The 14,503-nt window shown below is 65.7% G+C and carries 12 protein-coding genes; 5 read left to right on the top strand and 7 right to left on the bottom strand.

Going from position 1 to position 14,503, the window contains the following annotated elements:
- Positions 1–45 precede the first annotated feature (45 nt).
- Complete coding sequence (locus INQ40_RS06450) at positions 46–1,308, top strand: dicarboxylate/amino acid:cation symporter (RefSeq protein WP_194342305.1); 1,263 nt, start codon at positions 46–48, stop codon at positions 1,306–1,308.
- Positions 1,309–1,431: 123 nt separating this feature from the next.
- Positions 1,432–3,105 carry a long-chain fatty acid--CoA ligase gene (locus INQ40_RS06445; RefSeq protein WP_194342304.1) on the top strand — a complete coding sequence of 558 codons (1,674 nt, stop codon included), beginning with the start codon at positions 1,432–1,434 and terminating at the stop codon, positions 3,103–3,105.
- A gap of 62 nt (positions 3,106–3,167) precedes the next feature.
- On the opposite strand, the gene der is transcribed toward INQ40_RS06445, so the two are convergent.
- The 7 genes from der to ndk all read right to left on the bottom strand — a co-directional run bounded on the left by der (position 3,168) and on the right by ndk (position 9,954).
- Positions 3,168–4,565, bottom strand: a complete 1,398-nt coding sequence (gene der, locus INQ40_RS06440; protein WP_193987083.1) for a ribosome biogenesis GTPase Der — start codon at positions 4,563–4,565, stop codon at positions 3,168–3,170.
- A 34-nt stretch (positions 4,566–4,599) separates the two neighbouring features.
- Positions 4,600–5,811 (bottom strand): outer membrane protein assembly factor BamB, encoded by a 1,212-nt coding sequence (gene bamB / locus INQ40_RS06435; protein ID WP_194342303.1) that lies wholly within the window; start codon positions 5,809–5,811, stop codon positions 4,600–4,602.
- Positions 5,811–6,440, bottom strand: a complete 630-nt coding sequence (locus INQ40_RS06430; protein WP_194342302.1) for a tetratricopeptide repeat protein — start codon at positions 6,438–6,440, stop codon at positions 5,811–5,813. The genes bamB and INQ40_RS06430 overlap by 1 nt, the downstream gene beginning before the upstream one ends.
- Positions 6,441–6,557: 117 nt before the next feature.
- Entirely contained in the window at positions 6,558–7,373 is an 816-nt protein-coding gene (locus INQ40_RS06425) for a helix-turn-helix domain-containing protein (RefSeq protein ID WP_194342301.1), read from the bottom strand.
- Complete coding sequence (gene pilW / locus INQ40_RS06420; RefSeq protein ID WP_194342451.1) at positions 7,373–8,203, bottom strand: type IV pilus biogenesis/stability protein PilW; 831 nt, start codon at positions 8,201–8,203, stop codon at positions 7,373–7,375. Before pilW ends, INQ40_RS06425 begins: the two co-directional genes overlap by 1 nt.
- A 7-nt stretch (positions 8,204–8,210) precedes the next feature.
- Positions 8,211–9,476, bottom strand: a complete 1,266-nt coding sequence (rlmN, locus tag INQ40_RS06415) for a 23S rRNA (adenine(2503)-C(2))-methyltransferase RlmN (RefSeq protein WP_194342300.1) — start codon at positions 9,474–9,476, stop codon at positions 8,211–8,213.
- A gap of 52 nt (positions 9,477–9,528) precedes the next feature.
- Positions 9,529–9,954: a nucleoside-diphosphate kinase gene (gene ndk, locus INQ40_RS06410; RefSeq protein ID WP_194342299.1), complete on the bottom strand. Its 426-nt coding sequence runs from the start codon at positions 9,952–9,954 to the stop codon at positions 9,529–9,531.
- A gap of 247 nt (positions 9,955–10,201) precedes the next feature.
- Between ndk and INQ40_RS06405 the strand changes: the two genes are divergently transcribed.
- The 3 genes from INQ40_RS06405 to INQ40_RS06395 are packed head-to-tail and all read left to right on the top strand — an operon-like array spanning position 10,202 to position 14,460.
- Positions 10,202–10,822: a TetR/AcrR family transcriptional regulator gene (locus INQ40_RS06405; protein ID WP_194342298.1), complete on the top strand. Its 621-nt coding sequence runs from the start codon at positions 10,202–10,204 to the stop codon at positions 10,820–10,822.
- A 39-nt stretch (positions 10,823–10,861) separates the two neighbouring features.
- The gene (locus tag INQ40_RS06400; protein ID WP_194342297.1) at positions 10,862–13,237 is read left to right on the top strand and encodes a 3-hydroxyacyl-CoA dehydrogenase/enoyl-CoA hydratase family protein; all 2,376 of its coding nucleotides are present in this window, start codon (positions 10,862–10,864) and stop codon (positions 13,235–13,237) included.
- 20 nt (positions 13,238–13,257) lie between these two features.
- Complete coding sequence (locus INQ40_RS06395) at positions 13,258–14,460, top strand: acetyl-CoA C-acyltransferase (protein WP_194342296.1); 1,203 nt, start codon at positions 13,258–13,260, stop codon at positions 14,458–14,460.
- Positions 14,461–14,503 lie beyond the last annotated feature (43 nt).

Here is a 14,503-nt window from a genome sequence, read left to right as displayed (position 1 = left end):
ATCTGCCACTGAGGTGGGCACCCTCGCCACGCGGAGCTCGGGGCTGTGAGCGGCACCTCACGTGTTCTGCTTGCGCTGGCACTTGGCGCGCTGATCGGCCTGGGCCTGGCGTGGATGGACCCGACCGTCGCGACACGCGTCGCCGACGTCGTCCACCCGTTTGGCCGGTTGTGGTTGAACGCGCTGCAGATGACCGTGGTGCCGCTGGTGCTGGCCCTGGTCGTGGTCGGCGTCAGTACCGCCGCCGATGCGGCCTCTTCGGGTCGGATCGCCCGCAACGCCATCCTGGTATTCATCGCGCTGCTCGCCCTGGCGGCGGTGTTCACCGCGATCGCCGCACCGGCGCTGCTGTCGCTGCTGCCGCACGATCCGGGCCTTGCCGTTGCACTGGGCGGAGGCGCGAGCGAGACCGCCGCCCTGCCCGCTCCGGCGGGCTGGTCGCAATGGGTGACCGGCATCGTCCCCAGCAACGCCGTGGAGGCCGCAGCGAGCGGCGCCATGCTGCCGCTGGTCGTCTTCGCGCTGTTCTTCGGATTCGCGCTGACGCGGATCGAAGCGCCGCGGCGCGCGCTGATGGTCGAGTTTTTCCAGGCACTGGCCGACGCCATGATCATGATCGTGCGTTGGGTGCTGTGGGCGGCCCCGGTGGGCGTGTTCGCGCTCATCCTGGCCGTTACCGCCCGCGCCGGACTGAGCATGCTCAGCGCGCTGGGCATCTATATCGCGCTGCAATGCCTGCTCTACCTGACCGTCACGGTCGCGATGGTGCTGGTGGCGGTCGTGTGGGGCGGCGAGTCGATCCGGCGCTTCGCCGCGGCGATTGCCCCCGCCCAGGTGGTCGCGGCCAGCACCCAGTCGTCCCTGGCGTCGCTGCCGGCGATGCTTGAGGTCGCCAATGACCGACTGCGCTACCCGCGGCAGATTTCCGGACTGGTCCTGCCCATGGCGGTGACGTTGTTCAGGATCACCAGCCCGGTGCAATACCTCAGCGCGGCCGCCTTCATCGCCTGGGCTTATGGAATCGACCTCGGCGTTGCCCAACTGGCAGCCGGATGCGCGCTCGCGGTGGTGATCAGTCTGGGTTCCGTCGGACTGCCGGGCCAGGTCAGCTACATGGCCACCAACCTGCCCGTCGCCCAGGCGATGGGGCTTCCCGTCGCGCCGCTGGGATTGCTGTTGGCAGTGGACACGATTCCCGACGTTTTCGCGACGCTCGGCAACGTCACGGCCGACCTTGCAGCCACCAGCATCGTCGCCAGGACCGCGCGGGATGATGCGGTGCCGCCCGGCGCAAGGAATGAGGGCTGACCGCAAACCGCCGTCCGTCGTCTTGCCACCCTTCGGGCCCTATGCTCCAATCTTTGCGACCATGCGCCGTCGCGGATCCGAACCACCGGTCGCGCACGCACCACAGTTATCAAGGGGATCGCGATGAGTGTTGAACGTCCATGGCTCGACCATTACCCGGCGGGCGTGCCTGCCCAGATCGATCCGGACGAGTACAGCTCGATCGTCGCGGTCATGGAGACTGCGATCGTCAGTTTCCGCGACCGTCCAGCGTTTGCGAACTTCGGCAAGACCCTGACCTACGCCGAGATCGACACCCTCAGCGCGCAGTTCGCGGCCTACCTGCTGGGCGTGCTCAAGCTACGCAAGGGTGATCGCGTGGCGATCATGATGCCCAACTGCCTGCAGTACCCGGTGGCCACGTTCGGCGTGCTGCGCGCCGGCCTCACGGTGGTCAACACCAATCCGATGTACACCGCCCGCGAGCTGCGGCACCAGCTGGTCGATTCCGGGGCCAAGGTGCTGCTGGTGCTGGACAACTTCGGCGACACCGCCGCGGAGGTGCTGCCCGATACCAGCGTGCAGCACGTCATCACCACCGGCCTGGGCGACATGCTCGGGGTCAAGGGCTCGGTGATGAACTTCGTGCTCAAGTACATCAAGAAAATGGTGCCGGAATACCGCATCCACGGCGCGGTGCGTTTCAATGAAACCCTCAAGCTCGGGTCCAGGCACTCGCTGCCGGATATCGATGTGGGGCCGGAGGACATCGCCTTCCTGCAGTACACCGGCGGCACCACCGGCGTGGCCAAGGGCGCGATGCTCACCCACCGCAACATGGTCGCCAACATGCAGCAGGCCTCGGCCTGGGTGGGCACCAACGTCACGCTGGGTCAGGAAATCATCATCACCGCGCTGCCGCTTTACCATATCTTTGCTTTGACGGCGAACGGCCTGGTCTTCATGAAGTTCGGCGGCTTGAACCACATGATCACCAATCCGCGCGACATGCCCGGCTTCGTAAAGGAGCTCAAGAAGGTCCCGTTCACCGCCATCACCGGCGTCAACACGTTGTTCAACGGCCTGCTGAATACGCCCGGTTTCGATGAGGTCGATTTCTCCAAGCTGCGCCTCACGCTGGGCGGCGGCATGGCGGTCCAGCGGTCTGTCGCCGAGCGCTGGAAGAAGACCACCGGCTGTACCTTGATCGAGGCGTACGGCCTGACCGAAACCGCACCGGCCGCGTGCATCAACCCGATGGACCTCGCCGAGTACAACGGCGCCATCGGCCTGCCCATCCCGTCCACGGATGCTTGCATCAAGGATGAGGACGGCAACATGCTTCCCGTCGGCGAGGTCGGCGAGCTGTGCCTGAAGGGCCCGCAGGTAATGAAGGGTTACTGGCAGCTGCCCAAGGAAACCGCCGACGTGATGGATGCCGACGGCTGGCTGCACACCGGCGACATCGCCCGGATGGACGCGAACGGGTTCTTCTACGTCGTGGACCGGAAGAAGGACATGATCCTGGTCTCGGGCTTCAACGTGTACCCCAACGAGGTCGAGGACGTCATCGCCATGATGCCCGGCGTGCTGGAGGTTGCCGCCATCGGCATGGACGATGAGCACTCCGGCGAAGTGGTCAAGGTGGTCGTGGTGAAAAAGGACCCGTCATTGACCGCCGAGCAGGTGAGCGCGTTCGCGCGGGAGAACCTGACGGGCTACAAGCGACCCAAGGTCGTCGAGTTCCGCAGCGAGCTGCCCAAGTCGAACGTCGGCAAGATCCTGCGCCGCGAGCTCCGGGACGAGCAGCCCAGCTGAAACCGGATCCGATATTCGCATCAATCCAATCCCCTCCTTGCGAGGGGATTTTTTTGCGTGGCTCAGCCGCGCTTTACGTGGCGGATCAGACGGCGCCGCTTGGCCACCTGCTTCTCGCTGAGCACGTTCTTCTTGCCTTCGTACGGATTGACGCTGTCCTTGAAGACGAAGCGCACCGGCGTTCCGACCAGCTTGAAACGCTTGCGGAAGAAATTCTCCAGATATCGCTTGTAGCTGTCGGACAGTGTCTTCAGGCGCGTACCGTGGATCACGAAGGTCGGCGGATTGCTGGCCGCAGGGTGCGCGTAGCGCAGCTTGGCGACATGGTTGCGGATCACCGGCGGCGGGTTGGCCTCATACGCCGCTTCCATGGCCTGGGTCACCTCACTGGTGCTGAACTCGCGGGTCGCCGAGGCGTGCGCGCGATGCACCGCCGCGAACAACTCGCGCAGCCCGGAGCCGTGGGTCGCGCTGATGCGCACCCGCTCGGCCCAGTCAACGAAGGTCAGCTTGCGCGCCAACAGCGATTCGTTCTGCTGGCGCTGGTATTCGCTGAGCCCGTCCCACTTGTTGACCGCGATCACCAGCGCGCGCCCCGCGTCCAGCGCATAGCCCAGCACGCTGGCGTCCTGGTCGGTCACGCCTTCATTGGCATCCAGCATCACCACCGCCACCTGGCACTGCTCGATCGCATGCAGTGTCTTGATGATGGAGAACTTCTCCACGACCTCGTCCACGCGGGATTTGCGCCGCAGGCCAGCCGTGTCCACCAGGCGGTACAGGCGCCCGTCGCGCTCCATGTCCACGGCGACCGCGTCGCGTGTGGTGCCGGCAACTTCGGAGGCGATCATCCGCTCCTCGCCCAGCAGGCGGTTGACCAGGGTCGACTTGCCGACGTTGGGACGGCCGATAAAGGCCACCTTGATCCGCGAAGGATCGTTGTCCAGCTGCGCGGAATCGCCCAGCTCGGGCAAGCGCTCCAGGATCACGTCAATCAGGTCATCGATGCCCTGGCGATGGGCCGAGGAGATGCCGATGACATCGGTGAAGCCGTAGTGGGCGAATTCGCTCAGCGCGGCGTGCGTGTCCAGCCCGTCGGTCTTGTTGACCACCAGATAGGTCGGACGCGCGGTTTTGCGCAGCCAGGCGAGGATGTCGTCGTCCAGGCGCGACGCGCCCTGCCGCCCATCCACGATGAACAGCACCAGATCGGCTTCGGCAGCCGCGGCTCGCGCCTGGCGCGTGGTCGCGCCGGCGATGCCCTCGTCCTCACCGCCAATGCCGCCGGTGTCGACGACCGCGAATTCCCGCTGGCCTTCCGGCCGGCACAGGCCGTAATTGCGGTCCCGGGTAACGCCGGGCTGGTCATGGACGAGGGCGTCGCGGGTGCGGGTGAGCGCATTGAACAGGGTCGACTTGCCGACGTTGGGGCGGCCCACAAGGGCGACTAGCGGCAGCATTGGCGGATCCGGTCGGGATGGAAAAACGTGATGATCACTGTCCCAGCCGGTACGCGCTCAGCTTGCCGCCAACGTCCTGCACCACCAGGATGCCGTCCGCCACGCGCGGCGCCGAGAGCAAGCGGTCACGCCCGACGCGCGTGCGCGCCGCGAAGTCACCGGTATCCAGCGAAAGCCAGTGCAGGTAGCCGTCCAGGTCGCCAACGACCGCGTAGTCGCCGTGGATGGCCGGAGCCGTCAGGTTGCGGCGCGTCATCGCGGGCTGCGTCCACATCGCACTGCCGCCGGACTTGTACAGTCCGACCACGTTGTCGGCCGCTTCGGACACGACCAGCACGTTCGGCCCAACGCCGATCCGGCCCGGACCGCCGTGATCGGAGATCCACATCGGCTGGCCACTGGGCGCGTCGATGGCGATGGTCTTGCCCTTGTAGCTGGTGGCGTACAGGGTGGTGCCGTCGAGCACCGGCGCGCCATCCACGTCGGCCATGCGGGAGAGTTCGGTGCGCCCTTCCTGCTGGGCGACGCTCTCTTCCCACAGCGGACGGCCGTCGTTGGCCGACAGCGCGACCACGGTGCCATCATCGTTGCCGACGAAAAGATAGCCCGGACCCAGAACCGGCGTGTCGTTGCCGCGTACCGACAGCATCGGCACGTCCTGGTTCCAGAACCAGCGACGCTCGCCACTGGCCGCGTCGAACGCCGTGACGCGTCCGTCGTTGGAGCGCACGAAGACCATGCCCATGCCGACCGCCGGTGCGGCGATGATTTCATTGCCCAGTTTGGCCGTCCATTTCTCGCTGCCGGTGTCCGCGTCCAGCGCGACCACATCACCGTCCAGGCTGCCCACTGCCACCACGCCCTCGCCCACGCCGGGGCCGCCGATCAGGAGCAACTTGCTGGGGTAGTTCCACAGCTTCGCGCCAGTCTGCAGGTCGTAGGCGTGCACGCCACCCTTCACGGCTGCGGCATACACCCTGCCGTCGGCAATGGCCGGCCCCTGGCGTGCGCCGATCTTGCCCTCACCCTTGCCCACGTTGGCGGACCAGATACGCGATGGCTGGGCGGACGGCTGGAAGTCGACCAGTGCCGCCGGCGCTGCGGCCTTCTTCTTGTCGCTGCTGAACCAGCCCTTCATGGTGCTGCAGCCGACCAGGGCAGTGGCGCACAGCATCACGACGGAAATACGCAGCGCCAGTTGGCGTGCAGGAAGACGGGCGTTCGAAAGGTTCGATACGGCATTCATCAGGAGCGCACCTCGGAGTCGTCGGGCTTGCCGCCGACTTCCATCAATTTGAGTTCCAGCAGCTTGCGACGAGGCGAGGCGACATCCATCCGGGTCAGCGCCTGCATATAGGCTGCGCGCGCGTCGTCGGTCTTGCCCAGCGCATATTCCGCATCCCCGCGCACTTCCAGGGCCATGGCGGTATCGGCGCCTTCAAGCAGTCCGATCGCCTCCTCGCCCTTGCCGGCGTCCACCAGCAAACGGGCCAGGCGCTGATGCACGATCGTCGCCATGCGCTCATCGGCGGGCTTGATTGCCCGCAGGGTCGCAATGGCTTTCTCGTTCTCGCCCGCGCGAACCTGCCGGGAAGCCAGCTCCAGGCCCGCCAGCTCGGCGTAGACGCCATTGTCCAATGTCGTGATGCGTGAAGCGGCCTCGGGATCGCCGGCCTCGATGGCGCTGATCACCTGCTGATAGCGATCGGCGTCCGCCAGCGCTTCGGTGTACTGGTGGTGTCCCCACCACTTCCAGCCGCCGATCGCGGCGAGTCCGAGCACGATCCCACCGACCAGGGCGATACCGTTCTGCCGCAGCCACGCCAATACGCGCTCGCTCTGCTCGTGTTCGTCTAGCGGATCGTCAATTGCCATCTGGGGTCGCCATGTTGTCCGGATCCGCCTGGATAAACGGATCGTTGATTACGAACGGCCCGCACTGCGGGCCGAAGGGGAAGTGCCGGATTGGGGCGACGATGCCGTCGAGGCTGATCAGTCGCTGCTCGGCACAAGTGAACCGTCAGAGGATAGCGTAAAGCGGGCGACGTTCGCGCGGCTGAATGCTTCCAAGTCCACCGGTTTGCCGTTTTGCCGGGCTTCGATCGCAGCGGTGTTGCCGATCACGATCCGCAGGTCTTCCTTTGCGTCCCACTGGCGCTTCTCGCCGCTGCCGACGACGGCCTGCTCCAGCACCTCGCCACTGCGGGTGGTTACCTGCAGCCAGCTGTCACCGCTGAACGCCAACGAAAGCCCCGGGGGCTCGGCGACACCGACCGGCGCGCGGATCGCGGCCATCGACGCGATCACCGGCGTGCGCTCCTGAACGGCCGCGTCAGCCTGCCGAGGGGAATCAACCATGCCGGTGGCAAAGGACGGTATATCCAGCGATTGCACTTCCGGCGCGCTGGACAGGTGCGGCTTGGTCGCCAACCACACCGGCACGACGATAAAGGCGGTGATGGCGATATAGATGCCGCGCCGCGCCGCCTGCTCGAACATGTAGCGGTATTTCGGCGTATGGGTGTGGCTGATCAGTTCGGCCGGGCGGACTTCGTTGACGCCGGACCTCACAAGATCCTGCTCGATGTCCACCCCGAGCATCCTGGCGTAGCTGCGCAGGTGGCCGCGGACGAACACGGTCGGTTCGGATTGCCACTCGTCGTTTTCCAGCGCGCGGACCACGCGAACGGGCATTTTCAGGCGTGCGGAAGCCTGCTCAAGCGTCAGCCCGGCAATTTCACGGGCACGAGCGAGCCGCGCACCACAACGCCCGGCATCGTCCGCCCGCCTTTCGTTGGACTGTCCCATCACTTTCCGATTTCCCCGTTTCCGGAACCCGGTACGGCCGGGAACTCCGCCCCCAACCGTTGAACATATCTATTGGCGGCTTCCCTGTCGCCCAGCTTTTCTTCAATCTGTGATGCAAGCACGAGCGACCGCCAGTCCGCCGGTGCTGCCGCCAGCCGTCGCTGCGAAAACGCACGGGCGCGAAACGCGTCGCCGGCCTTGAACATGCGCTCGGCCATCGCGCCCAGCGCGACGGGATTCTCCGGATCCAGCTCCAACGCGCCCGTCAGGTAGCGTTTCGCGTGCGCCTCCTGCCCCGCATCCGCGGCGCAGGCGCCGGAGTTCGCCATCGCGATCGCCGGGGTACGGTAGCCCGGATCCGCCAGCGCGCGATCGAACCACTCCAGCGACTCCTGCGCGCGACCGTTGCTGCACAACCACGTGCCGTAGTTGTTGGCCACGCCACCCTGGCGCGGCTCCAGGTCCACGGCGCGCCGGTGGTGTTTACCCGCCGCAGCCGAGTCGCCCTTCCGCTCCGCCACCAAGGCCGCCAGGGTGTGGGCCGAGGCGTTGTCGGAGGCCATGCGCAGCGCCTGGTCCGCGGCTTTCGCAGCAGCCGTGAGGTCGCCCTGGGACAATGCCGCCTGCCCCTGCTGGATGAGCACGCGGGATTTGGCGGCCGGAGAATCGTAGCTGTCCGGCGTCATGCGCACCTCGGGCGCCTTGCGATCCATGCCGCTGCGGGCGAGCTTGGGCTTGACGAAGCTCAAGCGGCTGCAGGCCGTGGACGCAAGGACCACGGCAACCAGCACAACCACCAATGCCCTTCCCCCCGAACGACGACTGGACATAAGCCCCTCAGGCACTGGCATCTCCTGCTTCCTGCTCGGCCAGCATCTTCCGGAAGGTTGCCTGACGGCGCGTGCGGTCCATGACCTGCCCCTTGAGCTGGCCGCATGCGGCATCGATGTCGTCGCCGCGGGTGCGACGCACGGTGGTGAGGACGCGGGCCTGCTGCAACAGCTGCTGGAACGCGCGGATGTCGTCCTCGTCGGAACGCTCGTACCGCGTCCCCGGGAACGGGTTGAACGGAATCAGGTTGACCTTGGCCGCATCCTTCATCTGGGTCGCATTGTCGAACTGCTTCATCAGGCGCGCGAGCTGGCGCGCATGCTCGGGCTGGTCGTTGACGCCGCGCATCAGGGTGTACTCAAACGTGATGGACGAGCGTGGCTTGCGCATGACATAGCGCTCGCAGGCGGCCATCAGCTGGGCGATCGGGTACTTCTTGTTCAGCGGCACCAGCTCGGTGCGCAGCTCATCGTTGGCCGCGTGCAGCGACACCGCCAGCGAGACATCACTGAGCTCGCCCAGCTTGTCGATCATCGGGACCATGCCGGCGGTGGAAAGCGTCACGCGCTTGTTGGCGAGCCCGTAACCCAGGTCGTCGCGCATGATGCTCATCGCACGGACCACGTTGTCGAAATTCATCAGCGGCTCGCCCATGCCCATCATCACCACGTTGGTGAGGCGGCGGCGCTGGTGGGGCATGTTGCCAAGGTGGCGGGCGACCACCCACACCTGGCCGATGATCTCGGCGGTGGTGAGGTTGCGGTTGAAGCCCTGGGTGCCGGTGGAGCAGAAGGAGCAGTTCAGCGCGCAGCCCACCTGGCTGGACACGCAGAGCGTGCCGCGCCCCTTCTCGGGGATGAAGACCGCCTCGATGGCGTTCTTCGGGTCCATCCCGATAAGCCATTTGTGGGTGCCGTCAACGGACGGCTTCTCGGTCAGCACGATCGGCGCGCGGACCTCAGCGTGCTCGTGCAGCTTGGCCCGCAACGCCTTGCCGAGGTCCGTCATCTCGTCGAAATCGGTGACGTAGCGATGATGGATCCACTTCATGACCTGGTGGGCACGGTAACGCTTTTCGCCCAGCACGCCTTCGAAGAAGTCCTCCAGCTGCGTGCGGTCCAGGTCGAAGATGTTCTTCCGCGGAGCAGCGCTTGCTGCCCCGGGAAGTGCCTGTGATGTCTTATCCGCGGCGGCACCGGTCACAGCCTGGCCTTCCGCCACAGGCGAAGCGGTCAGCTGGATGTCGATGGTGTTGTCGCGGTTGGCGGTCATGGCATGGGTACTGCGATTGCGTGTTGCGTTCCCGGCGGCCGGGAGTGGATGGTCAGCGCGAGTAGACGTCGGTGGCCGGGAAGAAATAGGCGATCTCGATCGCGGCGTTCTCCAGGCTGTCCGATCCGTGTACCGCGTTGGCGTCGATGCTGTCGGCGAAGTCGGCGCGGATGGTGCCCGGTGCGGCGTCCTTCGGGTTGGTGGCGCCCATCAGGTCGCGGTGCTTGAGGACAGCGCCCTCGCCTTCCAGCGCCTGGATCATCACCGGCCCGGAGCTCATGAACTCGACCAGCGCGGCAAAAAACGGACGTTCGCGATGGACTGCGTAGAAGCCTTCGGCTTCGTCCTTCGAAAGATGCTTCATCTTCGAGGCGACGACCTTCAGGCCCGCCTTTTCGAAACGGCTGTAGATCTCGCCGATCACATTCTTGGCAACTGCGTCGGGCTTGATGATGGAAAGGGTACGCTCCAGCGCCATGGAAAATCTCCGGTTGGGCGGGCGGCACCCCGTATGTCAGGGATACGCGCCAAAGGATAACAGGAAAACCCGCGTACTGACGCGGGTTTGGCCGTAATGGCTGCCACGGATTCTACCGGAAATCCGCGTGCGCAATGCACGCATCGGGGTTGAATTTGACGGCAGCGGCCCTGGCGCCTAGCATCCAAACAAGCGTTTGATTCATCTTTGCGCAACCTTGCTGGTCGCGCTGGTTCAGGATGCCGCCATGTCTACCAACACCCAGTTCTCCACCAAGGACCGCATCCTGACTGCGGCGGAGGAGCTGTTCGCCCAGCACGGCTTTTCGGGCACATCGCTGCGCCAGGTCACCGGGCGCGCCGACGTCAACATCGCGGCGGTGAACTACCACTTCGGCAGCAAGGAAAACCTCGTCAACGAGGTGTTCCGCCGACGCATGGACGAGATGAGCGCTCAGCGCCTCGAGGCGCTGAAAGCCGCGCTGGACCAGCATCCTGGCGATCTGGAGCCGATCCTTGCCGCCTTTATCGAGCCGGCACTGGCGGTCGCGCTGCATCGCCAGGGCGGCGCCGCTTTCGTGCGCGTCATCGCCCGCGCCTACGCGGAAAAGAACGATGGCCTGCGGACGTTCCTTTCCGAGCGCTACGGGCACGTGCTGCGCGATTTTGCGCGTGCCATCGGTGGCTGCCTGCCGGGCCTGAGCAAGGAGGAGCTGTACTGGCGTCTGGACTTCCTCGCCGGCGCATTGACCTACGCGATGGCCGATTTCGGCCTGATCAAGCGCCCCGGCGGAGTGCAGGAGAAGGCCCATGCGGAACGGGCGGCGCGCGAACTCATCCGCTTTGCCGCGGCCGGATTCAAGAACTGATGGTTGACATAAGACAATCCAATCAAGGAGTTACAAGTAATGTCTAATAAACTACTTGTCCGGCGTGCGGCCGTTCTGGGCGCAGGCGTCATGGGCGCTCAGATTGCTGCGCACCTGACCAATGCCGGCGTCGACACGGTGCTATTCGACTTGCCGGCCAAGGAAGGAAATCCCAACGGCATCGTCGACAAGGCGATCGCCAACCTCGCCAAGCTCAGCCCCGCTCCGCTGGCGGACAAGCGTCTCGCCGGCCGTATCACTGCGGCCAATTATGAGACCGGCCTGGAGCAGCTCGCCGACTGCGACCTGATCATCGAAGCGATCGCCGAGCGCATGGACTGGAAGCAGGACCTGTATCGCAAGATCGCACCCCACGTCGCAGGTCACGCCGTACTGGCCAGCAACACGTCCGGCCTGGGCATCAACAAGCTGGCAGAAGTATTGCCCGAGCAGTTGCGTCACCGCTTCTGCGGCGTGCATTTCTTCAATCCGCCGCGCTACATGCACCTGGCGGAACTGATTCCGGCCCGCACGACCGACGCAGGCGCGCTCGGGTCGCTGGAAACCTTCCTGACCACCACCCTGGGCAAGGGCGTGGTGATCGCCAAGGACACGCCGAACTTCATCGGCAACCGCGTCGGCGTGTTCTCGATGCTGACGGCGATGCATCACACCGAGCAGCTCGGACTGGGCTTCGACACGGTGGATGCGCTGACTGGTCCCGCCATCGGACGCCCCAAATCGGCGACCTACCGCACGGCCGATGTGGTCGGGCTCGACACCATGATGCACGTCATCAAGACGATGGCTGACACCCTGCCCGATGACCCGTGGCACAAGTACTTCAAGGCGCCAAAATGGCTCGCGGCGCTGGTTGAGAAGGGCGCCCTGGGTGCCAAGACCGGCACCGGGTTTTACACCCGCAAGGGCAAGGACATCCTGGTGCTCGATCTGGAAGCACAGGACTACCGTCCCTCCGCTCCGGACTTGGATCCTGAGGTCGCCGCACTGCTCAAGGAACGCGATCCGGCGAAGAAGTTCGCCGCCCTGCGCGCGAGCGAGCACCCTCAGGCGAAGTTCCTCTGGGCGTGCTTCCGCGACACCTTCCACTACAGCGCCTTCCACCTCAAGGACATCGCGCAGACCGCGCGTGACGTGGATCTCGCGATGCGCTGGGGTTATGGCTGGTCGGTCGGTCCGTTCGAGAGCTGGCAGGCAGCGGGCTGGAAGCAGGTGGCCGACTGGATCGCCGAGGACATCGTGGCCGGCACTGCGATGAGCACGGCGACCCTGCCCGACTGGGTCTTTGACGGCCGCGATGGGGTCCACGTCGCCGATGGCAGCTATAGCCCGGGCCGCGACGCGATCGTGCCGCGCTCGTCCAACCCGGTGTATGCGCGGCAGCGGTTCCCGGACGCGCTGCTGGGCGAGAAGCCCTCGCAGGGGCGCACCGTGTTCGAGAACGACGGCGTGCGCATGTGGGCCGATGAAGGCGACGACATCGCCGTGGTCGGCTTCAAGACCAAGATGAACACCGTCTCCGACCAGGTGCTCGATGGCCTGCAGGAAGCGATTTCCCGCGCCGAGAAGGAGTTCTCCGGGCTGGTCATCTGGCAGGCCAGGGAGCCCTTCTCCGCCGGCGCGGACCTCTCAGAAGCGCTGGGATTGCTGCAGGCCAACGACATCAAGGGTTTCGAGGCGATGGTCGCCAACTTCCAGCGCACCAGCCAGCGGATCAAGTACTCACTGGTGCCGGTGGTTGCCGCCGTGCGCGGCCTGGCATTGGGCGGCGGTTGCGAGTTCCAGATGCATGCGGCGCGCACGGTGTTCGGGCTGGAGAGTTACGTCGGGCTGGTGGAAGCCGGCGTCGGCCTGCTGCCCGCCGGCGGCGGCCTGAAGGAGCTCGCCGTGCGCGCATCCGATGCGGCCGGGCCCAACGGTGATGTCTTCGCCGAGCTCAAGAACGTGTTCGAGACCATCGCAATGGCCAAGGTCGCGACCTCGGCCATGGAGGCCAAATCACTGCAGCTGGCGCGGGAAGACGACGTGGTCGTTTTCAATGCCTTCGAACTGCTCCACGTCGCCAAGGCCCAGGCCCGCGCCCTGGCGGAATCCGGCTACCGCCCGCCCCTGCCCGCGCGCCGGATCCAGGTGGCAGGGGACGTCGGCATAGCGACCTTCAAGATGCTGCTGGTGAACATGCTCGAAGGCCGCTTCATCTCTGAACACGATTACGAGATCGCCAGCCGCATCGCGACCGTCATGTGCGGCGGCGAAGTGGACCGCGGATCGCTGGTGGATGAGGAGTGGCTGCTGAAGCTGGAACGCGAACATTTTGTCGAGCTGGCGCAGATGCCCAAGACCCAGGCCCGCGTGGCCCACATGCTCAAGACCGGCAAACCCCTGCGCAACTGAGTGACGACGAGGACAACACCATGACCAAGCAAGTACAAGACGCCTACATCGTCGCCGCCACCCGCACGCCGGTTGCCAAGGCCCGCGGCGCGTTCCGCAATACCCGACCCGACGACATGCTCGCCCATGTGCTCAAGGCCGTCATTGCCCAGGCACCGGGGATCGACGTGAACCGCATCGATGACGCGATCATCGGCTGCGCGATGCCCGAGGGCGAGCAGGGAATGAACGTGGCACGCATCGGCGTGCTGCTGGCAGGCCTGCCCGAGACCGTTGCCGCCCAGACCATCAACCGCTTCTGCTCCTCCGGGCTGCAGGCGGTGGCGCTGGCGGCCGACCAGATCCGTCTGGGCAACGCCGACCTGATGCTCGCCGGCGGCACCGAGTCGATGACGATGGTGCCGATGATGGGCAACAAGGTCGCGCTCTCGCCCAACGTGTTCAAGGACGACCACATCAACATCGCGTACGGGATGGGCATCACCGCCGAGAAGGTCGCCGAAGAGTGGAAGGTCAGCCGCGAGGACCAGGACGCGTTCGCGCTGGAGTCCCATCTGAAGGCGCTGGCGGCGATCGAAGCCGGTGAGTTCCGCGACGAGATCAGCCCGCTGGAGGTCATCTCGCAGCTGCCCGACCTAGAGCGCGACAGCATTCGCGAGAAGCGCACGCTGGTCGACACCGACGAGGGCCCGCGCGCCGGGTCCACGATTGAAGGCCTGGCCAAGTTGCGGCCCGTTTTCCGCAACGGACAGTTCGGCGGCACGGTAACCGCGGGCAACAGCTCGCAGATGTCCGACGGCGCCGGCGCAATCCTGCTCGCCTCGGCCCAGGCCATCAAGGATTACGGCCTGACGCCGCTGGCGCGCTTCGTCAGCTTCTCCGTTGCCGGAGTGCGGCCGGAGGTGATGGGCATCGGCCCGATCGCCGCGATTCCCAAGGCGCTCAAGCAGGCCGGCCTGACCAAGGATCAGATCGACTGGATCGAATTGAACGAGGCGTTTGCGGCGCAGGCGCTGGCAGTGATCCGCGACAGCGAGCTGGATCCGGCCAAGGTCAACCCTCTGGGGGGAGCGATCGCACTGGGCCATCCGCTGGGCGCGACCGGAGCGGTGCGCACCGCGACGATCCTGCACGGGATGCGCCGCCGCCAGCAGAAGTACGGACTGGTGACGATGTGCATCGGGACCGGCATGGGTGCTGCGGGCATCTTCGAAGCGCTGTAAGCAGAAGCGCCGCAAAAAAACCTGTGCACTGAAACAAGCGAAG

It is taken from the genome of Lysobacter sp. H21R4 (assembly GCF_015277535.1).
Lineage (GTDB): Bacteria > Pseudomonadota > Gammaproteobacteria > Xanthomonadales > Xanthomonadaceae > Novilysobacter > Novilysobacter ciconiae.
The sequence above is the reverse complement of the archived record's forward strand: the minus strand, read 5'-3'. Positions and strand labels throughout refer to the sequence as shown.